We start from the raw sequence: 24,375 nt of genomic DNA on the forward strand, positions 1-24,375 counted from the left end.
GGTATTCATCGAAGCGATGCACCTCCTCCCGCAGAGCTTCGAATTCAGACGGCCCACTCCTCCTCCCAAGGGGCGTCTGTCGGAACGGCGGCACTCCTCCTCCCAGCCGTTGTTCGGTTCTTTTAGGAAAGCCTGCCGCACCTCCTCCCGCGGCAGGCTTTTTCGTTTTCAGGACCATGGTATCAGAGCCCGAGCGCGAGCTGCGGTTCCTGTCCGCTCTCTTCAGTGTTCAGCGATGACAGGGTAATCCCCAATAGCCGTACAGACCGTTTGAACGGGAACACCGAGGCGAGCAGGGTTTCAGCATTCTCCAAGACCATGTCGACGTCGGACACGAGTCCCGACACGGTCCTGCTGCGTGTCGCCTGACTGAAATCTGAATATTTGATTTTGACGGTGATCGTCTTTCCCGTGATGTCATGGGCCTCGCAATAGCGCCAGACCTTCTCGGCTAATGGCCGCAACTCGGCTTTGGCAAGATCGAGATCGCCGATGTCCTCAACGAACGTGTCCTCAGCGCCAACAGATTTTCGAATGCGATCGGGTCTCACCCGGCGTTCATCGATCCCACGGGCAATGCCGTAGAAATAAGGACCGGACTTGCCGAAATTCTGCTGAAGGAAGGCGAGGGATTTTGACTTGAGATCAAGCCCCGTCTCGATACCATGCCGTTTCATCCGCTCGGCGGTGGCCGGCCCCACGCCATGGAATTTCTTGACGGGGAGGGCTTCGACAAAACCCGGGCCATTCTTCGGCGTGATGACGGCTTGGCCGTTTGGTTTGTTCAGGTCACTCGCCATTTTGGCCAGGAACTTGTTGTAGGAGATGCCGGCAGACGCATTGAGGCCGGTGACCGCCTTGATCTTCGCTCTGATCTCCAGCGCGATTTCCGTGGCGATCTCCATGCCCTTCAGGTTCTCGGTAACATCGAGATAGGCTTCGTCCAAGGACAGCGGTTCGATCAGCGGCGTATATTCGGCAAAGATCTCCCGGATTTGCTGCGAGACCTGTCTATAAACCTCGAAGCGCGGCGGCACGAAGATCAGATCCGGGCATTTGCGCTTGCCGGTGATCGACGGCATGGCCGAATGCACACCAAAGACACGCGCTTCGTAGCTTGCGGCGGCCACAACGCCGCGTGCCGCCGATCCACCGACCGCCAATGGTTTGCCGCGTAGCTCGGGATTATCGCGCTGCTCGACCGACGCATAAAACGCGTCCATGTCCACATGGATGATTTTGCGCACGGGTTGCACGACACCCATTCCGTCAGTTTCCAGACGGTAAGCCGGCATGTCGTGAACAGGCATCTGACTGCCCCGGTCGTGCATGGTGTTGGTGATCAAAGCAACAGACCTTCCTCGTCCGGCTTCGGTTTGGCCTGTGGCGGCACGATCACCAGCATGTTGCCCGGGAGCGGACGCTGTAGGTGGCGGGCTTCATCCCACGGTGCTGTCAGCCAGGTCTCGACTTCTTCAGGCGTGGTCAGGATGGAGGGCATGGCCTTTTGATGGATCGGCGAGACAATCTCGTTGGGCGAGGTCGTCAGAAATCCAAACAGCTCGTATTCCTGCTCGCCATCCCTGACTTTGCGCACGCCCTTCCACGGGGTCCAGAAGCCCGCGAAAAACATGAGCGGCCGATCTTCATTGCCCGCGAACCAGGCGTTCGGCACGCGTCCGCCCTCGACTTTGCTGGCAGGATCAGGTTCGGCAAAAGACGTGAACGGCACGACGCAGCGGCTGGTCGGGCCAAGCCAGCGCCGCCAGTGCGGCGAACTCACATTGCGAATATTAGTGACGCCGGGATCGTAGTTTTTCACATAGGTTGGCGGCGACGGCATTCCCCAGGTCGCCCGGGCAATCTCGCGCTGTCCGTCCTCGGCGACGCGGACAATCGGCGCCTGATAGCCTGGATAAACGTCGAAGGAGGCTTCATTCCAGCCGGCTCGATCCCGGAACGCCTTTGTAAATTGCAGAACCGCGTCACGCGTGGTCGTCACATTATAGAGATTACACACTACCCGTCCTCCTATCCAATGCGGCTCAAGGCGAAGTTTCCGGCCCTTTTGGAATGCAAGCAAGCTTTGAAAGCTCCAGCGATCACGTGGGCTTTTGCAGCTCAACTGCCACGCCCGCCTCCAGCAAGCAGGGAAATTGCGTCCCGCATCTATCCTGCCCGTCAGAGCAATGCATCTTGTCGCAGCCCATTGCCATGCGACGGCGTAGATCCACAAAACGCATGCTGGCGCCAAACTGTTTCACCAGCGCCCTGCGATCGAGCTCGCCCTGTTGCCCGCACGGTTTGCATTGGACGGTAATCACCGGTCCCTCGAAATCTCTGAGCGTCAGCAGGCCGGCCATATTTCTATTTTCTCATCTACGATATTTTTCGTCCCATTCAGCATCGAATTGAATCTGCTTGATGAATCGATTGAGCAACAGCCGTCTCGTGATGCCGGCTGCTGTCCACCCGATTCTTGCCCGTTGACTCACCGCCGATTAAAGAACAAAAACAGAACATATCAGCTTTTTTTGGCTATGCAAATGCACTCTTGACGTTGGAAACCGATGCCAATCACTGCCGCCAACCCCGTCATTTCCGAACTTCAGGACCGCATTCGGCGGCTTGAAGGCGGGACTGCGCGCAAGGGCGAAGTGCTGTCGTTCGGAATCGCCGAGATCGACGCAAAGCTTCCCGGTGGTGGGCTCGCCTGCGGTGCCTTGCACGAAGTGGCTGGTGGTGGCGCCGACGCGGTCCATGGTGCGGCCGCCGCTCTCTTTGTCGCCGGCATCGTCGCGCGAACCAAGGGTGACATTCTCTGGTGCCTGACGCGACCCGATCTGTTCGCGCCGGCACTGGCACAGGCAGGCCTCCATCATGACCGGGTGATCTATGTCGAGGCCGACCGGGAAGAGGACGTGCTCACGAATTTCGAAGAAGGCCTGCGTTTTGGTGGGCTTGGCGCCGTCGTCGCTGAGCTCGTACGTCTGCCCATGACCGCCTCGCGGCGCCTGCAACTGGCGGCGGAGGCTTCGGGAACGATCGGCATTGCGCTTCGACGATGGCGTCGCCCGACGGAGGCCGCTGATTTCGGGCAGCCGACGGCCGCCACGACGCGATGGCGCATCAGCGTCCTGCCTTCCGAGCCGCTGCCCGTCCCCGGCATTGGGCGGGCGAGATGGCTTGCGGAATTGATCAGAGCAAGAGCGGGAGAAGCCGCAGAATTTGAAATAGGTGCCTGCGATGCCACGGGTCGTATCAGTCTTTCTCCCCACGCTCGCGACGGACAGGATCAGGCGCGCCGATCCCGGAATTTTGCCTGAAACACCGGTGGTGGTCGTTTCCCGCAGTGGATCGAAACGCACCGTCGCGGCAATCGACACTGCGGCCTTCAAAGCCGGGGTGCGGATCGGCATGCCCGCCGCAAAAGCCCAGGCGATGATATCCGGCCTGCATCTGGTCGATGCCGATCCGGGCGGTGACGCCTTGGCGATTGAGCGCCTGGCACTGTGGATGCTGCGCCAATATACGCCTGTCGTGGCGACGGACAGTCCCGACGGCATCGTCATGGATACCGAGGGCGCCGACCATCTGCGCGGCGGTGAGTTGCCGATGCTGATTGGTCTTGTCAACTCTTTGAGAGGCCACGGCCTCCAGGCCCGCGGCGCCATCGCCGACACCTGGGGCAGCGCCCATGCGATTGCCCGTGCCACGCGGCGCGAGGTGATCATCGTGCCGGTTGGTGAGACGGCCAAAGCTGTCGTCAACCTGCCGATTTCCAGCCTTCGTCTGCCGCCCGACATCGTCAGCGGTCTGGGCGTGCTCGGGTTTCGCACCGTCGGTGAGCTCTCGGCAACGCCGCGGGCGCCTCTGACACTGCGCTTCGGGCCAGAGGTGGGGCGCAGGCTCGATCAGATGTTCGGACGTCTTGCTGAACCGATCGATCCCATTCGCACAGCGGACCTGATCAAGGTGGCCCGATCCTTCTCCGAGCCGATCGGGGCTGCTGAAACCATCGCCAAATATATCGGCAAGCTCGTGGTCGAACTCTGCGCCGCATTGGAGACGCGCGGGCAGGGCGTTCGCCGCGCCGATTTGATCATCTATCGCGTCGACAACACTTTGCAGTCCTTGCGCGCCGGCACGGCAAAGCCGGTGCGCGATATCCAGCATCTGACAAAGCTTCTCTGTTCCAGCATCGAGAAGATCGATCCCGGTTTCGGCATCGAGAAACTGTCCCTTACTGCTGCCATGATCGAGCCATTCGAGGAAAAGCAGTCGATCTCCTCGCTTGTCGAAGAAACCGTCGTCGACGTCACGCCCCTGCTCGACAGTTTTGGAAACCGTGGCCAACGCATGTACCGGCTGGCTCCGGTTGAAAGCGACGTTCCCGAGCGCAACGTCGGGCGCGTCTCCCCCATTGCCGCAAAACTCGGTCAGGCCTGGCCAACCCGCTGGCCACGGCCGAGCCGCATGTTGGCGCACCCTGAACGGATCGAGGTGATTGCGCTCACACCCGACCATCCGCCGGCATCGATGACCTGGCGCGGCAAGCGCCGCCGCATCAAGCGCGGCGACGGGCCGGAACGGGTCTTCGGCGAGTGGTGGGTTCGCACATCCGAGATGGAGGCTGTCAGGGACTACTATTCCGTCGAGGACGAGGACGGCAATCGGTTCTGGGTCTATCGCTCCGGCGACGGCGTGGATCCCGCGACCGGAACGGCGAAATGGTTCCTGCACGGGATCTACGGCTGATGCGCTACGCTGAACTCCAGGTCACCAGTCATTTTTCCTTCCTACGCGGTGCGTCAGGCTGCGATGAGCTGTTCACTACCGCCAAGGCACTCGGTATCGAGGCGCTTGGCATCATCGATCGAAACAGCCTTGCCGGGATCGTGCGGGCCTGGGAAGCGGCGAAGGAAACCGGTGTGCGGCTGGTCGTTGGCTGCAGGCTGGATCTGACGGACGGCACGTCGATGCTGGTCTATCCAACGGACCGGGCCGCCTATTCGAGGCTTTGCCGGCTTCTGTCGCTCGGCAAGGAGCGGGGCGGCAAGGGGAAATGCATCCTCGATTTGTCAGATGTCGCCCTTTATGCAGAGGGCCTGCTCGCCATCCTGATCCCTGACGAGGCCGACGACGCATGTGCCGTCCAGCTGCGCAAGGTGAAGGAGATTTTTGGCGACCGCGCCTATATGGCACTGACGCTGCGCCGGCGGCCGAACGACCAACTGCGCCTGCACGAGCTCAACACTCTGGCGATCCGGCACAACGTCCGGCCGGTCGTCACCAATGACGTGCTGTTTCACGAGCCGGGCAGGCGGCAATTGCAGGATGTCGTCACCTGCATCCGACATCGCACCACCATCGATCAGGCGGGCTTCTTGCGCGAACGGCACGCCGATCGTTTTTTGAAGCCGCCTGAGGAAATGTACCGGCTGTTCATCCGGTACCCGGAGGCGCTCGCCCGCACCCAAGAGATTGTCGACCGCTGTCGCTTCGACATGAGCGAGCTGACCTACCAGTACCCCGAGGAAGCGATCATCCCCGGATTGACGGCACAGCAGACGCTGGAGAAGTTCACATGGGAGGGCACGCGCGATCGCTACCCCGAGGGTGTGCCTGACGATGTGGTCAAGACCCTCAATCACGAACTCGACCTGATCCGCAAACTCGACTACGCGCCGTATTTCCTGACCGTCTACAGCATCGTGCGCTTTGCGCGATCTCAGGATATTCTCTGCCAGGGCCGTGGAAGTGCTGCCAATTCCGCCGTCTGTTATGTGCTGGGGATCACGGCGATCGATCCGGCCGCAAACGATCTCTTGTTCGAGCGCTTTATCTCGGAAGAGCGCGACGAGCCGCCCGACATTGACGTTGATTTCGAACATGCCAGGCGCGAAGAGGTGATCCAGTGGATTTACAAGACCTACGGCCGACAGAAGGCCGCCCTTTGCGCCACCGTCACCCGCTACCGCGCCAAAGGCGCGCTTCGTGATGTCGGCAAGGTGCTCGGCCTGCCCGAGGATATGATCACGGCGCTGTCTTCAGGCGTCTGGGGCTGGAGCAAGGAGGGTGTCGGCGAAAAGCAGGTCAATGAGTTGAACATGAACATGTCCGATCGCCGCCTGCGGCTGACATTGGAACTCGCGCAGCAGCTGATGGGCGCGCCGCGTCATCTGGGCCAGCATCCGGGCGGATTCGTGCTGACCAATGACCGCCTCGACGAATTGGTGCCGATCGAACAGGCGCGCATGCAGGACCGCCAGACCATTGAGTGGGACAAGGACGACATCGAGGCGCTCAAGTTCATGAAGGTTGATGTGCTGGCCTTGGGAATGCTGACCTGCATGGCCAAGGGCTTTGCCCTCTTGCAAGAGCACAAGGGTATAACACTGGATCTCGCCACCATCGAGCCGGAGGATCCGCCGACCTATGCGATGATCCGCAAGGCCGACACACTCGGCACCTTTCAGATCGAATCCCGAGCGCAGATGTCGATGTTGCCGCGGCTGAAACCTCAGACCTATTATGACCTGGTCATCCAGGTGGCGATCGTTCGTCCCGGTCCGATCCAGGGCGACATGGTGCATCCATATCTGAGACGGCGCGAAGGCAAGGAAGCGGTCGTCTATCCGAAGCCTGAACTGGAGGCTGTACTTGGCAAGACGCTGGGCGTGCCGTTATTTCAGGAGAGTGCGATGAAGGTGGCGATCGTCTGTGCCGGCTTTACCGCCGGCGAGGCCGATGCGCTCAGGCGCTCAATGGCGACATTCAAGTTCACCGGCGGGGTCAGCAAGTTCAAGGACAAGCTTGTCCAGGGGATGGTGAAGAACGGTTACACAGAAGAGTTTGCCGAGAAGACCTTCTCGCAGCTCGAGGGTTTTGGCTCATATGGCTTTCCCGAGAGCCATGCCGCGTCCTTTGCTCTGATCGCCTACGCCTCATCCTATCTGAAGTGCCATTATCCGGACGTGTTCTGTGCCGCCCTCATCAATGCGCAACCGATGGGTTTCTATGCGCCAGCGCAGATCGTAACCGACGCCCGGGCCCACGGGGTAGCGATCCGGCCAATCTGCATCAATCACTCGCGGTGGGATTGCACGCTCGAAGAGATTGAGGAAACCGACAGCCATGCCGTGCGCCTCGGGATGCGCCTGGTGAAGGGGCTGCCCGAACAGGATGCGGCAAAGATTGCAGTGGCACGTGGCAACGAGCCCTTTGTCTCCATCGATGATATGTGGCGGCGCGCCGGCGTGTCGTCGGCCTCCCTGGTCAAGTTGGCCGAGGCCGATGCGTTCCGGCCTGCTCTCAAACTTGAACGACGCGATGCGCTCTGGGCGATCAAGGCCTTGCGCGACGAACCGCTTCCTCTGTTTGCCGCGGCTGCCGACCGCGAGCGGGCGGTGATTGCCGAACAGCAGGAACCGGATGTGGCACTTCGGCAGATGACCGAAGGCGCCAATGTCGTCGAGGACTATGGCCATACCGGTGTGACGCTGCGTGCCCATCCGGTCAGCTTCCTGCGCGAAGATCTCATCCGTCGAAATATTGTCACCTGCGCCGAGGCGACATCAGCCCGCGATGGTCGCTGGCTGATGACATCAGGCCTTGTCCTCGTCCGACAGAAACCGGGCAGTGCCAAGGGCGTGATGTTCATGACCATCGAGGATGAAACGGGTGTTGCCAATGTCGTCGTCTGGCCGAGCCTGTTCGAAAAGCAGCGTCGCGTCGTGCTCGGATCCGCGATGATGGCGATCAACGGCAAGATCCAGCGCGAAGGCGGCGTCGTGCATCTTGTGGCGCAACGGATGTTCGATCTGACCAGCGATCTGGCAAGCCTTGGCGAGCGGGATACATTCCGGGTGCCCACAGGGCGTGGCGACGAGTTCGCCCATGGTTCACCGGGCAGCCCGGACAGCCGCGAGCGGCCGCCGATGGGCGTCAAGGCGCGTGAAATTTATGTGCCTGACCTGCACATCGATACGCTGAAGGTGAAAAGCCGGAATTTTCAGTGAGTGCGGTGGGCGGCTACAGAGGAGATGCGGTCAAAAGCAAGGCGACAGGGACAGTGAGCGCCGATGAGGCTGTCATTAAACAAGCCGATGCGCTTGTTGGCAGAGAGGCGGCGTTAGCGGTCGCCTATTGTGGGCTGGATGCGTGGCTCGAGAATGATAAGGTCGAGTTTCGTCGCTCCGCAAGGGTGTTTAGAAGGCTGAGAAACTAAATGGAGCCGGCGGATTACTTTTGAACATCAATCTTGTTATTGTTCGCGCGAGCCATCCACCCCAGTTCCCGGCATTTCTGTTCTCCGGCAAAGACTGCTTCGGATTGGGTGGAAAAGGGGCCTGGCAGGTCAATTAGGCTTCCGCGAAAAATGATCATCGCGCGTTTGCCAACGACATCGAAGATGATCTGCATTCCTGGTTCGTATGTCATTCATCGGCCTTCATCATCATATTGTCCGATCTCCTCGCTGGATTTTCGCCTGACCCAAAGTGTCAGCGCTGAAGCGATTAACGTGTAAACGCAGCAGCCGAGCGCCTGCCATGACAGCGGTATGCCAGCGTCGATCAACAGACCCATCATGATCGGTGATGCTCCGCTGGCGACAACCATCCCGGCCTCGACTGAGGAGCGGACGCGAGCGAGTTCGCGTGTTCCGAACAGATCGACCCAAAGCGCTGTTGCCAGCGTGGAGCCCAGAGCCATCGATACTGCCATCAGAACCATGTAAACGGGCGCTATCCATGGTGCGCTGACAAGACCGAGTACAAGCATTGCCAAGGCCTGCGGCAACAGGAACACGGGCAGCAAGCTCTTCGGCCCGATTTTGTCAATGATGGGTCCAATGACAACAGATGCTACCGCCTGGACAATGGCGAAGGCGGCAAAGCTTGCGGCCACCGTGGAAATATCCCAGCCCTTCTGCTCGGCAAGACGCGCCTGGTGGAAAAAGAAGCCGGTGACAATGAACGGCCCGGCGAGCACAGCCGGCAAGGTCAACAGGAGACGGGCATCGCGCCAGAGAGCCTTTGCCTTCTGATCGCCTTTGCGAGGTTTGTCTTTCCGGCTCCGGATTGCCTGGTCCCCGGGTCGCGGCAGAAAGATCAAGGCGACCGATACGCCGGCTATAACGAGACCCGCGTTGATCATCCAGGCGGTACGCCAGCCAAGATGTTCCATCATGGTCACTCCGGCGATCGGGAAAAGGCCTTGTGCAACGGATAGGCCGAGTGCGATGAGACCGAGCGCCTTTCCGGCATCCTGCGGGAACGCGCGCGCCGTCGCAGTCAATGCGGTGTGCGTCATCAAGCCCTGTCCACCGAGACGTAGAAAATAGAAGGCCACTGCCAGCATGACGAAATTGGCGCTGACAGAAACGAGAATGCAGGCCGTGGCGAGAAGTAATGCCACGCACCAGGTGAAACGACGCACGGTCGTGTAATCGATAAGCCGGCCGGCCCAGGTCAGGGTCAATGCGCTCAGGAAGGTGCCGGCCGCATAGGTCGCCCCGAGGCCACCGTCGCTGAGGCTGAAGGCTTCGCGGAAGTACGAGCCCGATACGGAGACGAAGTAGGTCTGCCCGAAGCTCGAGAGCGCCATCAGCAGGGCACCGAACAGGAGCTGCTGCCAGTTGAGGCTGGCGAAACCAATATAGGACCGGAACATTTCTCGTCATCCAAAGCGGTGTACGCCAGAGGCCAAAGACCGGGCGCTTCAAAACGTGGGGAGGGGATTGGACTTGCGATTGTAACAAGCTTTAGCAGGATACCAGACCCTACGGGGCTCCGTCACTCTTCCTCTGATGACTTTGAGCTTGATTTCTCTACCGCCAAGTCCGCAACCAAAGTTGCCAGGTCGACGAAAGTGTTCGCGGCTTCGATGAGGATCGACGGCGGCGCAATGGTGTCGGGAGCGTTGAGGGTCGAAACCAATGTCACCTTGATGTCGTATTCCCGCAGCGCCTCGAACATGGGCACAAGCTTCGCGTCTGCCGCGACGATAATCACGTGGTCACCGGGTTCGGCCAGAAGGATTGCGTCGACGGCGATCTGGACGAGGTTGGTGCCATACCGCTCGCGTGGCTCACCCTTCTTATGGGTACGACCCCTGACGGAAAAACCGTTGTGTTCCAGCCAACCGAACAACGAGCGGAGACGCTCGGCTTCATTGTCATCACGGGCATCACGATAGTAGTTCGATTGGCTGATCGGCGATCCGCCGCTTGCAACCTGTGCCAGTTTTTTCAGATCAAGAGGCGTTTCAAATACCGACCGCAAGCGGTCATAGTGGCTTCCGTCAATCAGAAAGAGGGTCTGTTGTTCTCGCGACATGAATCGCTCCTTTTTTCCTTGCCAACGCTTGCACCAGTTAAGGCGCACAACGCACGCAGGCCTCGAATGTGGGGTCTATCTCCAGCCGTCGCACGGCAATCGGTTCCCCGCACCCAGCGCAATAGCCAAATTCGCCATCACGGATACGGATCAAGGCCCGTTCAATCGCAACTTTCCGGTGCTGGCGGCGGCGCGTGATATCCTGCGCCATGGCCTGCTGCTGCATTGCGTCCATGCGAGACAATCGCCCGACGCTCTGTTGGTCGAGCTCGACCGGAGCGCGGTATTCACGACTTTCGTCAATTAGCCGAACCGTCTCAACCAGTTCTTGTTCGAGACGATTCTTGAACATCTCGACGACATCGCGATCCTCGATAGTCTTCATGGTTCTCCTCCGGATAAGAGGGCGGACAAAGCGCCCGCCCGTCCTGATCTCAGCGGAAGATGACGACCGGCACCTTGCAGGATCGGATCATCTCCGTGGTGGTCGAGCCGATGAAGAGGGAGCGCAGCCGCGAATGGCTATAGGCACCCATGGCGAGAAGGTCGAAACCTTCCTTTTCCACCATGTCCGAGATCACCTTGTCGGCCGCGCCCTGCACGAGGGCGACTTCCGGCGCGTAACCTGCGGCCTTCAGGAGCACAGCCGCGTCATCGAGCTTCTTGCGATTGTCGGGCGTATCCGCACCGGCCATCACGACCTTGCAACCGAGACCGTCGAGGATCGGGCTGCGCGACACCTGGTCCACCGTCTTCATGGCCATTGTGCCGCCGTCATAGGCGATCAGCAGCTTGCCCACTGGCTTGAAGGCGCGCGAGGCAATGACGATTGCCTTATGGGTCGAGCGCACGACACGTTCCAGGTTGGATCCGAGATGGCCCTTGGCGAAGTCAGCGCCCTCGCCACGCTTGCCGATGACGATGATGTCGGCGTAGGCCTCGAACTCCAGCACGGTGTCGACGAGATCGCCGTTGCGAAGCTTCGTCTCGACGTTTGCAACACCAGCCTCGTTGAGCCGGGCCTTTGCTTCGTCCAGCAAAAGACGCCCACGCTTGTGGGCGACCTTGGCCTTCTGCGCATCAAGTTCGGCCAGTTCCTCAAGAAGCGCAGTGCGGGCACCAAGGCCAATATTGCCACTGAGGTTGACCGGCTCAGAGGCGAGATCGCGCCTGCCGATGACGTGGAGAAGCTCCACCGTCACTTCGGCCTTTCCGGCTATCCAGGCAATGTGGTCGCATACGCTCTGGGCGTAGGGCGATCCGTCGATCAGTCCGAGTATTCTTGTCATTTTTGATCCTCCCTCAGTGGCCCATCAGGCGTTCCATCGCGCCCGGCTTGTCATGAATGGCGAGCTTGTCGACGATGGTTTCGCTGGCCTGATTGAGTCCGATAATCTCGACATCGGCGCCTTCGCGGCGGAACTTGAGCACGATCATGTCCAGTGCCGCGACGCTGGAAATATCCCAGATATGGGCGTGGGTGACATCGATGGTGACCTTGTCGAGTGACTCCTTGAAGTCGAAGGCCTTGTTGAAATCGTCGACTGAAGCGAAGAACACCTGTCCTTCAACTGTGTAGGTACGATGTGCGCCATCAGCCGACAAAGCCGAGGTGATGCGAAAGATTTGCGATATCTTCCAGGCGAAGAATACGGCAGACAGCAGCACGCCGATCAGAACGCCAATGGCGAGATTGTGGGTGTAAACGACGCCTACCACGGTCGCCAGCATGACGATGGAAGACGAGCGGGGGTGATCCTTCAGGTTCTTGATCGAGGACCAGGAGAAGGTACCGATCGACACCATGATCATGATCGCCACCAGCGCTGCCATCGGGATCTGGCTGACGAGATCGCCGAGCACCAGGATCATGAACAGCAGGAAGACGCCGGCGCAGAATGTCGAGAGCCGTCCCCGGCCGCCTGATTTGACGTTGATGATCGACTGGCCGATCATCGCGCAACCCGCCATGCCGCCGATGAAGCCGGTTGCCGTGTTGGCGATGCCCTGGCCAATACATTCACGGTTCTTGTCGCTCGGAGTGTCGGTCAGATCATCAACGATCTGCGCCGTCATCAGAGATTCCAGAAGACCCACGGCTGCCACTGCCACGGAATACGGCAGGATGATCATCAGCGTTTCGAGGTTGAACGGGATCTGCGGAATGAGGAATATCGGCAAGGTGGAGGGCAACTCACCCATGTCGCCGACAGTGCGGATGTCGAAACCGAAACCGATCGACAAGGCCGTCAGAACGACGATGCAGACCAGTGGCGAAGGCACTGCCTTCGTCACGTATGGGAAGAGGTAGATGATCCCCAGGCCGGCCGCGACCAGGATGTAAGTGAGCATAGGAACGTTCGTCAGTTCCGGCAACTGCGCCATGAAGATCAGGATCGCCAGGGCATTGACGAAGCCTGTCATGACGGACTTCGACACGAAGCGCATGAGATAACCAAGGCGGAAGATGCCGGCAACAATCTGCAGAAGGCCAGCGAGCACGGTGGCTGCCAGCAAGTATTGGAGGCCATGATCCCGCACCAGCGTCACCATGAGGACCGCGGTTGCAGCGGTTGCGGCAGAAATCATGCCAGGTCGGCCGCCGACAAAAGCGATCAGCACCGCGATCGAGAAGGACGCGTAAAGGCCGATCTTCGGATCAACGCCTGCAATGATCGAAAAAGCAATGGCTTCGGGGATGAGCGCGAGTGCTACAACAAGGCCAGCTAGGACATCCGCTCGGATGTTGCCGAACCATTCGGCTTTCAGGTTTCCTATGAAATCGCGGTTCAATTTTTTGGTCTCCATGCCGGCGACGATGGGAGGCGGTCGATCCGGGAGTTCATGTCGTTAATCATTGAGGTCACGCACACGGATACGATCACGTCGCTACAGCTCTGGCCCGGAAGCGGCTTAATGCTTCGGGAGCTCCATAAGGAACTGAACAATGATGGCGATGCAGGGATCTTGTGGGTTGCCGGGGGATGGGCGCCCGGAGAAGCCACCCGCAGAGCGGGTCCGTTGACTACGGCAATATTGCGGCAATCCGGTTTGGAATCAAGCAAAAAGTCACCGAGCCACGCTATGCCGCCGGATGACGTCCTTAGACCTGTGCCACATAGACGGATTGGATCGCTTCGTTTTCTTGTAGGGGGTTATAAAAACGCACCTCTTCTGCCCTCGCTTCGCTGAAGACGTTACGAAGGGTTTGCGTAAAGCTCTCTTCGGGTGGTTCATTCGACCAAAGTGCAAAAATCCCCCCGGGCTTCATCTGCTCACGCAGGCCGGAGAGCCCATCGACAGTGTAAAATTCAAGGTTGGCGGGATGGAGGACCTTGCTGGGAGAATGGTCGACGTCGAGCAGTATCGCGTCGAAGCGGCGACCCGGACATTCCGGGTCAAAGGCGTTCCCCTTTTTAGCCATGTCGAAGAAGCTCCCATGGATCAAGCGTGTCCGCGGATCGCTTACGATTGCGTTGCTGAGCGGAAGCAGCCCGTCATTGTGCCACTCGATCACTTCCCGGAGCGCGTCGACAACCAGCAACGATTGAACCCGCGCGTCGTCCAGCGCGGCAGCAGCGGTATAGCCGAGGCCAAGGCCGCCAACCACGACATCCAGAACCCTGTCCGTGCCGAAGGCATTGAGCGCAATCGTCGCCAGCGCCTTTTCGGATGTGGTGAACTTGCTCGACATGAGAAAGTCATCGCCAAGCTTGATTTCGTAGATTTCCTCGCCTGAAACGGGATCCATACGCCATCGCAAAGTCAACGCACCAAGAGGTGTGGGTCTGTAATCGAGTTCCTTGAAAAAGCGGCTCACGAGAAGTTCCTTTGAATGCACCCAGCGAAACGTCACTTTTTCGAAACTGGCGGGATGGGTTGATATAATTTCGCCTGCCGCTATCATTGGCGGCAAGATATTTGTCTCCAGCGTTGACCACGGAGGTACTGGCAACGGTGTCGAGACGGATGAGGAAGGTCGGGCTTTGTCCCGGCCTTTTGCTTTTATATTTTCATCAGATGGACACTGACCTGGGCTCTGCAAGCGTCGCTGCTGCTTGGATGAGGTAACGGGGCAGGGTGTTCAGTTCCAGAGCGCTTGCCAGAGCGAAACGGATAACACGGAGATTTCGACAACGGCGAGCATGATCTGCGACGACTGCGGCGGCAATCTGCGCAGCGAGCGGGATAGGGATTTTTTTGGACATTCCGGCAGCCAGCGGAAACGCAACCGACCGAACTTCGTGGTTCTCGCAAAGCGCGACCGCATTGGCGAGGCAGCATTTGAAGACTTCGACAGCGAGACGGTCATCAAGGGAGTCGGGACCACTTGCAATAATTCGGTAACGACCCGAAAAGCCTGGCAATTGCTCCAGCAGTGCCTGTCCCGGGCGAAGCTCGCTTTTCGATAGTGGTTCTTGTCCTGCTGCGATTTCTCCTGATTTGGACGTATAATAGAAAAGTGCAGCGACATCGCTCTGGTGATCGACGTCACTCTGGACGCATTCGACTAAAATATCTCCCACGACGATCCTCACTGCGTTGCTCCCCTCTTGCTGCGGTTCGCGAGCGGCCGGCGTTTGGCATTCGCGCGCGTTAAGTGCTCAATTTTCTGGGAAAGCGCATGGTCATCCAGTGCTCTTGTCGCAGGAACAAGTTGCTTGACCTGCGCCGGCGTAATGTCTGGCTTGCCGATTAAAAGTCGCGAGATCAGACGATCGTCACTGGAATTGGTGAGTGTAGAGCTCATTTGTACTGCCCTCCATGCCTTGCGTAAGACCCGCATGTCGAAGGTGGCATCATGAGAAACTACGGATGCGGTAGGCATCCGTATATGAAACGGGACGACCTTTCGGTTCGCGCCGCTTCCGCCGCATGCGAACCGACAACCTCAAAGGTCATCCCCGAAATTTTGGGGGATACCTGAACCTTAACCCTTCAATCTCTGTTTGTGTAGTGACAAATTCCACCAAGGAGTGAAGTTGGCAGCCGTGCGCGTAATGCATGGCAGCCATGTCTTGCATTCTGCGCGCTTTTGCCTCATTGATGCCATCATCACGGACCCGCCCCGGCGGGTGGCTTCTCCGGGCGCCTATCCCCCGGCCACAAGTTTACTCTACGCAGTCCATTCTGGATGCCTTGAGTTCCCGTTGGTTATTCCCATGGAAAATCTGCTCGCCTGATATCGGTGAATCGCATCGCAACTGCTTGCTTATGTGATTTTCGTCAACGGTATTGATCTAATCGCTAGCTCTTTGTTGGGCTTCGCGGTGAGCGCGTGCGCATGGTCCATGGAGAACGACGTATTCAGGAAATTGAATGTCATCGTTTTTCAATCACTTCGTTTCGCAACATATTAAAACCGGCAATTTGTCCATCATCTACCCTTCAGGCCGTCGCGCCACATTCGGGGATGGGGCGGGTTTGCCCATTGTGCTTCGCATCAAGAAGTCCCGTACCTTATGGGCATTGGCAACCAATCCCGAGCTGGCATTTGGTGAAGCCTTCATGGACGGAAAACTTGTCCTTGAGCAGGGTGACATCTACAATTTCCTGGAACTCGTATTCAGGAACACCAGCGTCTACTCCCTGAAAGGGGCGGCCAAATTCAACCGCTGGCTGACAGGTTTGCGCAGGCGATTTCATCAACACAACCCCGTCGGTCGGGCCAAGGATAACGTAGCCCATCACTATGATCTCGACGGGTCGCTGTATCGTCTGTTTCTGGACAGCGACAGCCAATATTCCTGTGCTTATTTCGAGACTGCCGACGGTTCGCTTGAAGAAGCCCAGCTGGCAAAAAAGCGCCATCTTGCGGCCAAGCTATTGATCGAACCGGGCCACGATGTTCTCGACATAGGTTCCGGCTGGGGTGGCTTGGGTCTTTATCTGGCTGAGATGACAGGTGCCAACGTGACCGGCGTCACGCTATCGGAAGAACAGTTCGCGATCTCAAATGAGCGTGCTAAAGCCCAAAATCTGGCAGACAGGGCGCGTTTCCATCTGAAAGATTACCGCCATCTCAACGAGAAATTTGACAGGATTGTTTCCGTCGGCATGTTCGAGCACGTCGGTGTAGGACACTACGACGAATTCTTTTCCAAGGCGCGATCCCTCCTGAAGCCCGACGGCGTGATGCTTCTGCACTCGATCGGGGTCAGTGATGGTCCGTCCCATACCAACCCCTGGATTCACAAGTACATTTTCCCGGGTGGTTACATTCCGGCACTTTCGGAAGTCTTGCCGGTTATCGAACGCCAAGGTCTGGTGGTCTGTGACATCGAAATCCTACGACTGCATTATGCGGAGACGCTGAAGGCCTGGCGCGACCGCTTTATGGCGCGTCGGGAAGAAGCAGTCGGTCTATACGACGAGCGGTTTGCGCGGATGTGGGAGTTCTATCTCGCTTCTTCTGAATCCGCCTTCCGCCATCAGGGTATGATCGTCTTCCAGATCCAGCTTTCCCGAGACCAGACGGTCGTTCCGCTACAGCGCGACTACATTCAAGCGGCTGAAACACGGCTTCGCGGGATGGAGGCGTCGATGCTCGCGCCGTCTCGCCGAGCCGCGGAATAGCCGCATCCTATTGTCGATCGTCGTCGCCTCTTTGAGGCGATCAACCCTCACACTGCCATCCGCTTATGACAGCGGAAAGGAGAATTTCTATTGTCATCTAACACTTTAACCCAAATGCGAACCGAATGGTTTGGCAACATCAGGGGCGATGCGCTTGCAGGCCTCGTTGTGGCGCTGGCCCTCATTCCCGAGGCCATCGCCTTTTCCATCATTGCCGGCGTCGACCCGAAGGTCGGCCTTTACGCCTCCTTCTCGATCGCCGTTCTGATCGCCTTCGTTGGCGGACGGCCTGGCATGATTTCTGCCGCGACCGCGGCGACCGCAGTACTGATGATCACACTGGCGAAGGAACATGGCGTCGAATATCTGTTGGCGGCGACCATCCTCGCCGGGATCATCCAGATCATTGCCGGCATCTTCAAGCTTGGCTACCTGATGCGCTTCGTGTCGAAGTCCGTCATGACTGGTTTCGTCAATGCGCTGGCAATCCTGATCTTCATGGCGCAGTTACCAGAACTGACCAATGTGCCCATGCTGACCTACATTCTGGTCGCTGGCGGTCTCGCTATCATCTACCTGTTTCCGTATGTCACCACGGCGATACCTTCTCCGCTCGTCTGCATCGTCGTTCTCACGTCCCTGTCGATTTACTTCGGCTTCGATATCCGGACCGTTGGCGATATGGGTGAACTGCCGTCCACCCTGCCGGTCTTCCTGCTCCCGCAGATCCCGCTCAATCTCGAAACGCTGATGATCATCCTGCCGTATTCGGTCGCCGTGGCGGTCGTGGGCTTGCTGGAATCCCTGATGACAGCGCAGATCGTGGATGATCTGACGGATACGCCCAGCAATAAAAACAGAGAATGTGTTGGTCAGGGTATCGCCAATACCGTGACCGGCTTTCTCGGCGGCATGGCCGGTTGTGCGATGATTGGTCAATCAATGATCAATGTGAAGTCCGGTGGCCGGGGACGTCTTTCGAGCTTCTGCGCAGGTGTGTTTTTGCTGTTCATGATCCTCGTTCTTGGCAATTGGGTCAGCCAGATCCCGATGGCAGCGCTGGTGGCGATCATGATCATGGTGTCGATCGGTACCTTCTCCTGGTCCTCGATCAAGAACCTGAGGGATCACCCGCGTTCGTCCTCGATCGTCATGCTGGCGACCGTGGTGGGCGTCGTCTACACCCACAACCTTGCTATCGGCGTTCTGATCGGCGTGCTGCTGTCTGCCGTGTTCTTCGCCTGGAAGATCTCCCAGATCTTTCGCATCACCTCGGCTTTGTCGGCGGACAGTGCGCACCGCACCTATACCGTCGAAGGACAGGTGTTCTTCGCGTCAGTCGACGATTTCAACAAGGCCTTCGACTTCAAGGAATCACTCGACAAGGTCACGATCGATGTCACCCACGCCCATATCTGGGATATTTCCAGCGTCGCGGCACTGGACATGATCGTGCTCAAGTTCCGCCGCGAGGGCGCAGATGTCGAGATCATCGGCCTCAATCAGGCCAGCGAGACCATCGTCGACAAGCTCGCCATTCACGACAAGCCCGGCGCCATGGAACGCCTGATGGGCCATTAAGGGAGAAACACAAGAATGACAAGAATACTCGGACTGATCGACGGCTCTGCCTATGCAAAGAGCGTCTGCGATCACATCGCCTGGATTGCCGGCAAGACCGACGTCACAGTTGAGATCCTCCATGTCATCGGCCGACGCGATCTTTCGAGCGAGCCGGTGAACCTCAGCGGCAATATCGGGATTGGCGCCCGCACCGCGCTTCTTGAGGAACTGGCCGAACTTGACGCGCAGAAGGCCAAGGTCGCTCATGCACGTGGACGTTTGCTGCTGGAAGAGGCGAAAGCTCACCTTCAGGCAATGGGTGTCCAGAATGTCGAAACCAAGCTGCGCAACGGCGATCTGGTCGATACCGTGCTGGAATTCGAAGCCAATGCGGACATCATCGTTGTCGGCAAACGCGGCGAAGGCGCCGATTTTGCTGCGGGCCACCTCGGATCCAATCTCGAACGCGTCGTGCGCTCGACTCACAAGGCGATCGTCATCGCTTCGCGGGCGTTCAAGCCGGTGGGCAAGCTATTGATCGCCTATGACGGTGGCCCAATGGCCATCAAGACGGTGGACCAGGTGTCCCGCAGCCCGATTCTCGACGGTCTCGGCTGCAAAGTGGTGATGGCGGGTGCTGACACGCCCGAAAACCGCAAGAAACTCGACGATGCGGCCGCCATCCTGCAGGCTGCCGGCTATGCGCCGGAAATCAACCTCGTCCAGGGATCGGCTGACAAGGTCATTTCCGAGACGGTGGAGAAAGAGGGCTACGATCTCCTCGCCATGGGCGCCTACAGCCACTCGCGGCTGCGCAACCTCTTCATCGGCTCGACCACCACGGAGATGATCCGGTCCTGCAAAGTGCCGGTGGTACTGTTTCGCTGACCCGGTAGAGGAAAGATGATGGGCGCGGCGCGATTTGAGAAAGTGGATGCCTTTTGGCAGTTTGAAAATGAGGTAACTCGCCAATCTCGTTACATGCGCTCTGTACAAGCGGCACATTTTCTTGAAGCGGTCGTCGCGACCTGTCCAGAAAGGTTGAGCACGATCGGGGCCGGCGCTGTCTTCTGGAGAGCCCAGATTGGCCACCGCTGGACAGACGACGTTGTTGCTGGACGGCGCATCCCGTTGCCGCATCCGGAAGCTCGCATGAAACCCTGGGATGACCGCGCCTACGAGGGCCGGGTTAATCCCAAAGGGATCCCATGCCTGTATTTCGCGACGGACCGGGAGTCTGCAATGTCGGAAGTGCGACCTGGGATAGGATCGATCGTCTCAGTCGCTCGTTTCGAGGCATTGCGGGACCTCGTAGTGGTGGATTGCAGTCGCTTTGCACAGCCGTTTGATCGGGAGCAGGCCACATTCGAGGATGACGACATCGAGAATCTGGTGTGGTCGCACATTGACTATGCGTTCTCCAGGCCCGTGGTGCGAAGTGACAATACCGCCGGCTACGCGGCCACCCAAATACTGGCCGAGGCCTTCAAGACCGAAGGATACGACGGAATCATCTACAAGACAGCCTTCTCGCATGACGGCCATAACGTCGCGCTCTTCGACCTCAACTGCGCGTCCTTTATTGACGCATCGCTTTTTCGGGTCCGCGAGGTCCAGTTCCAATTTGAACAGGCTCCATGAGCTGGACGACCCCCATCACGTGAGGCGGCGACTAAACCACCCACCAAACAGGCCAATGTTCGATGAAAACCTATGAAATTGATTGGCGGATTGCCCGGTGCTTCTTCTTTATCGCGATCGTCAATGCGATCGTTTCGATTATTCTACTGTTCCATACGCCTCCTGCGAAGGGGTTCGCGGATACCTCCGTGATCTCGCAGATTTCCACGATGGTTTGCATCTATGCCTTGCTGGCCGGCGCCTACGGCATTTCAGCAACGCGAGGTGCGGAGCGTGTGTTTTCCATCGCCCTGTGCGTTATGTTTTTCGTGATGCTGAATATAGAAGCAAACTCGAAATTTCTCGGCTTCGACGTGATTTCCACCAGCGCTCTGTCCGTCGCCGGCGGCCTTGTCTTTTTCGTCGTCCGAACTGAACCGGCCACTTCGTCCGCCTGTCTCATGGAATTGTTGAGGTTTACATTCAGTCGCAATTCGATCCTGCTTGTAGCCGCTTTGGCTATGTACACTTTAGCGAGAACCAACGAACGGATTTTGGGTGGCCTACCACAAACAGGTTGGTCCTGGTTGATTCATCAGGCAAGTCTAATGTCCGTTATGGTCTTGTTTCTCTACGCTGCGTGCCCCTACCTCAAGCGAGAGACCCTTAGTTAGCACAATATCCTGCTCCTATCGGCCAGTATATTCCCGAAATGCTGATGCAGTCCTCCATGCTGCACGTCGGACGGCCGGGATCGTACGGATCCAGCGGACCACAAAGTCCGAACGCAGATCCGGCCGTGGCCTGCCGCAAAAAAGAGTAAATAGCACTACACAACGGCAAGTTTCTTCGTTACATTTGGTCATTCCCCTCAATTGATGGGACGAATATCTCCGCAGCACGACGCAGCGCTTCATCGCGCAAGCTTGGTCGTCCGTCGTGAGATGGTCCGCCCAAAGCCACGTGCTTACGGTTTGCTTTGCCGCAAGCCGCTCTGCGTCGCACCTGCACAACCTCGTGAGGAGCGACATGGACAGATTAAGTGAAACCTATCAGGCTTCCCCATTCCTGGAAAATCTTACTGACGACGCGCTCAATCCATTCGGTTCGGGGCCAGTGCCCGAATGTGATATTCCTGAAGGGGCGCAATATCCCGCTGCCCTACCGCTTCGGTTCAAACCGACCACATCGTTGGAAATGGCAGAAAGCATTCATCGCTATGCGCGCATCTTCGGCGGCGGCAGCGTGAAGCTTATCGACGATGAAGACGGACTGAGGCTCGTTCTGATGGAAACACGCGACCGTCAGCTAATGCTCGACCAGTTTTCCGACCACTTTGTCTGAGTGCCGCAGAGCTTCGCTCTTCGGCGGTGTTCAGAAACCTGAACGTGTGTGTGAGGTGGATTCTGAAACAGTCGGTGCATGGGCATGAAGCCCGAGTGAAAATGCTTAAGGGTATGTCGCTTGCCTTAGAAGCAGCGCAGTCAACATACGGCCCGTGTGGCTGGACCGTCGCCGTCGACTACCACGCGCCAGAGATCAGAAGCACGAAATGTGGCGCGAGCATTCTTGAGGATTTCAGTCTCTCAGATCCTTACGAAGATGCGGGGGCACAATTGCTCTGCCATGTCGCGCGGCAACAACAGAAATATACCGGCGATGGAACCACGCTCGCTGCGATACTCACCCATTCCATTGCTGTTGAAACCTTCAGGCGGAATTGGGTCGCCGAAAACGTTGCTGAGGTCGGTGGCGGGCTTCGGCGGGCCGCACAAATGGTCGAAAAATATATCACTCGGATGTCGCGACCTCTCTCTGGGCCTGGTGAATTGGCTTCGGTCGCCCGGTGTGCTGCAGGCCTCGACGATGCGCTTGCCCAGTTGATCGCAGAGGGTTTCTCTTCCGCCGAGGATCCATCAGCTGTTTTCCTGCTGCCGTCGAAAACTTCATCTTGCGAAATCGTCAAAGGGATAATCCTTGACGTTTATCTACACGACCGTTTCGACCACCCGTACAGGTCGATAGCTTTCACGGATCCTTGTCTGATCCTCTATCCTAGCCCGCTTGAGAACTGGCGCCAGATTGAGAATAAGCTCGAAGACGCACTGGAATCCGGTGCGGACGTGCTTATCGCTGCCCAGCGTGTCTGTCCCACGTTTCGTGCCTCAATACCGCGTGGTATTGATCAAAACCGGCTGCACATCTTGTCGTTGACGTTGTCTAGGTTGCCCTTCGAGCTAGCCAATATTCAAGAGAGATTGCGGTTCCGCCGTGCCGACCTTAATGGGCGCATCGTCATGTCCAATAACAAGTTGTTCATTGAGCTTTTTGCCTGCGAGCTTGAGAGACAAGCGACAACATCCGCGGTACTGATTTCGATTGGTGAAATCGGAGAGACGCCGTCACAAGAGCGCATGGAGCGGGCTACCCAATGCGCGGCCTCTGTCAGAGCCGCACTGAGAGACGGTCGTGTTGCAGGCGGAGCGTCCGTCCTTCTGGATGCTGCCCGATGGTTGGGTAGCCAGACGGTAGATGACATCGCGACTTCAAAGGGGATCGCAATCCTGCGCAAGGCACTGGTGTCACCAATGACAATCCTGATCGACAGTGCCGGCGAGCCTGGGGCGCAGTATGTCGAAAACATACTCAGCAGTTCTCCGGATGGTCAGGTGTTCGATCTCCGTGAACGGACACTGCATGCCGCCGATGCGGTCGGCGTCCTGGACGCGACCGCTGTAGTCGTTGCAGCTGTAAGGGTCTCCTCTTCTATCGCAGGTCTCATCGCGCTCACCGAAGTCCTCGTAACCCAACGCAAGGAAATGCAACGGCGACCCTGCAACCCTCAGGAAGAAGACTTGCAGCATTGAAAAGAACTTGCGGCTCACCAGCTATCGCGTTGCCCAGCAACCATAGCCCTTTTGCTTCAGCGCCCGGCAGGTTGCCCAGGCTGTCTCACGAGCGTCGAAACCAACGAAGCGAGCCCGGTACAGAAGGCTCGATCCGTCGGAAAATTCGACCACAAGCGGTTCGACAGATGCGGGAAAGCCATCGTGGTCGCTTTTTGCTTTTTCGAGGATCCGGATTGCCCCGGCTCGATCCGGTACTGCTGCAATCTGAATAGCCCACGTTCCTTCTGCGCTGGGCAACCCCAACGAGCCGGTTGTGATTGGATCGGCCGTCGCAGCGGACGCTACTTCCACGTTGCTGAGGTTTTCGTCGGTCGAACGGAAACTCGGTACTGGACCTACCCGCGGCGCTTCTTCGAGTAGGGCGACCAGTGTTGAATCGCGTGTTGGCTCGAGATCATTTCCCTCACGAGAGCGACTTGCAAGCGGGAGGTGCCTTTGAAGCAATTCGCGCATATGAGCATCGCGGCTTGCAGCTGTCCGTCCGCCGAGTACGACTGCTACCACTGAGCGTCCGTCACGCCTGACGGAGGTTACCAGATTAAATCCGGAAGCATTGATGAACCCTGTCTTGATCCCGTCGACACCCTCAACGCTGCCCACCAGGCGGTTGTGACTGCGCAGGGTAGTTTTGCCGAAACGGTAAGACCGCGTTTCGAAGATCGGGTAGTGGTGAGGAAAGCGCTTTCGAAGCGCGATGCCCAAACGGGCCATGTCGGCGGCTGTTGTCACCTGTGCCGGATCGGGCAGCCCATGAGCGTTTCGGAAGTTCGTGTTTTGCATACCCAGCGCACGGGCTTTATTTGTCGCCATTTTGGCGAAGCCGGGCTCCGAGCCACCGAGGAACTCACCGAGAGCGGTCGCAGCATCGTTTGCGGATTTCGTGACGAGGGCGTGCATCGCGTCTTCGACAGTAATGGTGGAGCCTGCCCGTAGTCCCAGTTTCGACGGCGGCTCTGATGCCGCATGAGCGGATACCGCAATACGCGTGCTTTTCATGAACCGCCCGGCATCCAAGCCTTCGAACGTCAAATACAGCGTCATCATTTTGGTCAACGAGGCTGGGTAACGCCGGGCGTTCGCATTGGTGGCATAGAGCACTTCGCCCGTGTTCACGTCGATGACATATCCCGCATATTTTGCGTTTGCGACTGCCGATGCTGGCACTGAGATTGCCGCCAGGAATGCCGTTAGAACAAAACACCCGGCCCGGGCGGCAAAGCTCTTTGCATTCGAGCGTCGGTTTAATAGGTCCGTCGCAGCCATAAATTTTTCCACTCTCGCTGTTGATTGAGCCGGCGACCGTGTCGGCGCTGCAGCTACGACAGACTAGGTGTCAAAACCTTGCATTTGAATTAATCTCGGCATGT

General features: G+C 58.0%; 23 protein-coding genes and 2 other annotated features. Of the genes, 10 read left to right on the forward strand and 13 right to left on the reverse strand.

The features are described from left to right. Nucleotides 1–182: 182 nt before the first annotated feature. From dinB to DYZ14_RS19130, 3 genes are all read right to left on the reverse strand, one after another. On the reverse strand, nucleotides 183–1,265 hold the full coding sequence (gene dinB / locus DYZ14_RS19120) for a DNA polymerase IV (RefSeq protein ID WP_154722194.1): 1,083 nt from the start codon (nucleotides 1,263–1,265) through the stop codon (nucleotides 183–185). A 77-nt stretch (nucleotides 1,266–1,342) separates the two neighbouring features. Continuing rightward, the gene (locus tag DYZ14_RS19125) at nucleotides 1,343–2,020 is read right to left on the reverse strand and encodes an SOS response-associated peptidase (protein WP_154722165.1); all 678 of its coding nucleotides are present in this window, start codon (nucleotides 2,018–2,020) and stop codon (nucleotides 1,343–1,345) included. An 82-nt stretch (nucleotides 2,021–2,102) separates the two neighbouring features. Next, nucleotides 2,103–2,363 (reverse strand): hypothetical protein, encoded by a 261-nt coding sequence (locus DYZ14_RS19130; RefSeq protein ID WP_154722166.1) that lies wholly within the window; start codon nucleotides 2,361–2,363, stop codon nucleotides 2,103–2,105. A gap of 207 nt (nucleotides 2,364–2,570) precedes the next feature. Between DYZ14_RS19130 and DYZ14_RS19135 the strand changes: the two genes are divergently transcribed. The 3 genes from DYZ14_RS19135 to DYZ14_RS19145 are packed head-to-tail and all read left to right on the forward strand — an operon-like array spanning nucleotide 2,571 to nucleotide 8,021. Next, nucleotides 2,571–3,326, forward strand: a complete 756-nt coding sequence (locus DYZ14_RS19135) for an ImuA family protein (RefSeq protein ID WP_154722167.1) — start codon at nucleotides 2,571–2,573, stop codon at nucleotides 3,324–3,326. Continuing rightward, nucleotides 3,247–4,758: a Y-family DNA polymerase gene (locus DYZ14_RS19140; RefSeq protein ID WP_154722168.1), complete on the forward strand. Its 1,512-nt coding sequence runs from the start codon at nucleotides 3,247–3,249 to the stop codon at nucleotides 4,756–4,758. Before DYZ14_RS19135 ends, DYZ14_RS19140 begins: the two co-directional genes overlap by 80 nt. Continuing rightward, complete coding sequence (locus tag DYZ14_RS19145; RefSeq protein WP_154722169.1) at nucleotides 4,758–8,021, forward strand: error-prone DNA polymerase; 3,264 nt, start codon at nucleotides 4,758–4,760, stop codon at nucleotides 8,019–8,021. Before DYZ14_RS19140 ends, DYZ14_RS19145 begins: the two co-directional genes overlap by 1 nt. A gap of 223 nt (nucleotides 8,022–8,244) precedes the next feature. Here DYZ14_RS19145 and DYZ14_RS19150 read toward each other — a convergent pair whose 3' ends face one another. The 9 genes from DYZ14_RS19150 to DYZ14_RS19190 form a co-directional block, all read right to left on the reverse strand. Beyond that, nucleotides 8,245–8,424 carry a hypothetical protein gene (locus tag DYZ14_RS19150; protein WP_154722170.1) on the reverse strand — a complete coding sequence of 60 codons (180 nt, stop codon included), beginning with the start codon at nucleotides 8,422–8,424 and terminating at the stop codon, nucleotides 8,245–8,247. Between the two features lie 18 nt (nucleotides 8,425–8,442). Further along, nucleotides 8,443–9,675: an MFS transporter gene (locus DYZ14_RS19155; RefSeq protein WP_154722171.1), complete on the reverse strand. Its 1,233-nt coding sequence runs from the start codon at nucleotides 9,673–9,675 to the stop codon at nucleotides 8,443–8,445. A gap of 122 nt (nucleotides 9,676–9,797) precedes the next feature. Further along, nucleotides 9,798–10,340, reverse strand: coding sequence for an NYN domain-containing protein (locus DYZ14_RS19160; protein ID WP_154722172.1), 543 nt, complete (start codon nucleotides 10,338–10,340; stop codon nucleotides 9,798–9,800). A 37-nt stretch (nucleotides 10,341–10,377) separates the two neighbouring features. Next, nucleotides 10,378–10,725: a TraR/DksA family transcriptional regulator gene (locus DYZ14_RS19165; protein WP_154722173.1), complete on the reverse strand. Its 348-nt coding sequence runs from the start codon at nucleotides 10,723–10,725 to the stop codon at nucleotides 10,378–10,380. Between the two features lie 49 nt (nucleotides 10,726–10,774). Further along, complete coding sequence (locus DYZ14_RS19170; protein WP_154722174.1) at nucleotides 10,775–11,629, reverse strand: universal stress protein; 855 nt, start codon at nucleotides 11,627–11,629, stop codon at nucleotides 10,775–10,777. 13 nt (nucleotides 11,630–11,642) lie between these two features. Beyond that, nucleotides 11,643–13,148: a SulP family inorganic anion transporter gene (locus DYZ14_RS19175; RefSeq protein ID WP_154722175.1), complete on the reverse strand. Its 1,506-nt coding sequence runs from the start codon at nucleotides 13,146–13,148 to the stop codon at nucleotides 11,643–11,645. A gap of 163 nt (nucleotides 13,149–13,311) precedes the next feature. Further along, nucleotides 13,312–13,363, reverse strand: a sequence feature (sul1 is cis-regulatory element that is thought to sense ions involved in sulfur or methionine metabolism; They are found in Alphaproteobacteria). Between the two features lie 80 nt (nucleotides 13,364–13,443). Then, a complete protein-coding gene (locus DYZ14_RS19180; RefSeq protein ID WP_154722176.1) occupies nucleotides 13,444–14,160 on the reverse strand; it encodes a spermidine synthase in 717 nt (238 codons plus the stop codon). A gap of 196 nt (nucleotides 14,161–14,356) precedes the next feature. Beyond that, nucleotides 14,357–14,878 (reverse strand): hypothetical protein, encoded by a 522-nt coding sequence (locus tag DYZ14_RS19185; RefSeq protein ID WP_154722177.1) that lies wholly within the window; start codon nucleotides 14,876–14,878, stop codon nucleotides 14,357–14,359. Continuing rightward, on the reverse strand, nucleotides 14,875–15,090 hold the full coding sequence (locus tag DYZ14_RS19190) for a hypothetical protein (RefSeq protein WP_154722178.1): 216 nt from the start codon (nucleotides 15,088–15,090) through the stop codon (nucleotides 14,875–14,877). The genes DYZ14_RS19185 and DYZ14_RS19190 overlap by 4 nt, the downstream gene beginning before the upstream one ends. A gap of 306 nt (nucleotides 15,091–15,396) precedes the next feature. After that, nucleotides 15,397–15,449 (forward strand) — a sequence feature (sul1 is cis-regulatory element that is thought to sense ions involved in sulfur or methionine metabolism; They are found in Alphaproteobacteria). Between the two features lie 210 nt (nucleotides 15,450–15,659). Here DYZ14_RS19190 and DYZ14_RS19195 point away from each other — a divergent pair. From DYZ14_RS19195 to DYZ14_RS19225, 7 genes are all read left to right on the forward strand, one after another. After that, complete coding sequence (locus tag DYZ14_RS19195; protein ID WP_154722179.1) at nucleotides 15,660–16,916, forward strand: SAM-dependent methyltransferase; 1,257 nt, start codon at nucleotides 15,660–15,662, stop codon at nucleotides 16,914–16,916. 114 nt (nucleotides 16,917–17,030) lie between these two features. Continuing rightward, nucleotides 17,031–18,497: a SulP family inorganic anion transporter gene (locus DYZ14_RS19200; RefSeq protein ID WP_154722180.1), complete on the forward strand. Its 1,467-nt coding sequence runs from the start codon at nucleotides 17,031–17,033 to the stop codon at nucleotides 18,495–18,497. A 15-nt stretch (nucleotides 18,498–18,512) separates the two neighbouring features. Further along, nucleotides 18,513–19,367: a universal stress protein gene (locus DYZ14_RS19205; protein ID WP_154722181.1), complete on the forward strand. Its 855-nt coding sequence runs from the start codon at nucleotides 18,513–18,515 to the stop codon at nucleotides 19,365–19,367. Between the two features lie 18 nt (nucleotides 19,368–19,385). Next, nucleotides 19,386–20,120 carry an RES family NAD+ phosphorylase gene (locus DYZ14_RS19210; RefSeq protein WP_195950035.1) on the forward strand — a complete coding sequence of 245 codons (735 nt, stop codon included), beginning with the start codon at nucleotides 19,386–19,388 and terminating at the stop codon, nucleotides 20,118–20,120. A gap of 62 nt (nucleotides 20,121–20,182) precedes the next feature. Beyond that, nucleotides 20,183–20,773, forward strand: a complete 591-nt coding sequence (locus DYZ14_RS19215) for a hypothetical protein (RefSeq protein WP_154722183.1) — start codon at nucleotides 20,183–20,185, stop codon at nucleotides 20,771–20,773. 355 nt (nucleotides 20,774–21,128) lie between these two features. After that, the gene (locus DYZ14_RS19220) at nucleotides 21,129–21,443 is read left to right on the forward strand and encodes a hypothetical protein (RefSeq protein WP_154722184.1); all 315 of its coding nucleotides are present in this window, start codon (nucleotides 21,129–21,131) and stop codon (nucleotides 21,441–21,443) included. A 101-nt stretch (nucleotides 21,444–21,544) separates the two neighbouring features. Next, nucleotides 21,545–22,966, forward strand: coding sequence for a TCP-1/cpn60 chaperonin family protein (locus tag DYZ14_RS19225; RefSeq protein ID WP_232365599.1), 1,422 nt, complete (start codon nucleotides 21,545–21,547; stop codon nucleotides 22,964–22,966). Between the two features lie 21 nt (nucleotides 22,967–22,987). Here DYZ14_RS19225 and DYZ14_RS19230 read toward each other — a convergent pair whose 3' ends face one another. Beyond that, complete coding sequence (locus DYZ14_RS19230; RefSeq protein WP_154722186.1) at nucleotides 22,988–24,271, reverse strand: D-alanyl-D-alanine carboxypeptidase; 1,284 nt, start codon at nucleotides 24,269–24,271, stop codon at nucleotides 22,988–22,990. Between the last annotated feature and the right edge of the window lie 104 nt (nucleotides 24,272–24,375).

Source organism: Ciceribacter sp. T2.26MG-112.2 (genome assembly GCF_900492205.1).
Taxonomy (GTDB): Bacteria; Pseudomonadota; Alphaproteobacteria; order Rhizobiales; family Rhizobiaceae; genus Allorhizobium; species Allorhizobium naphthalenivorans_A.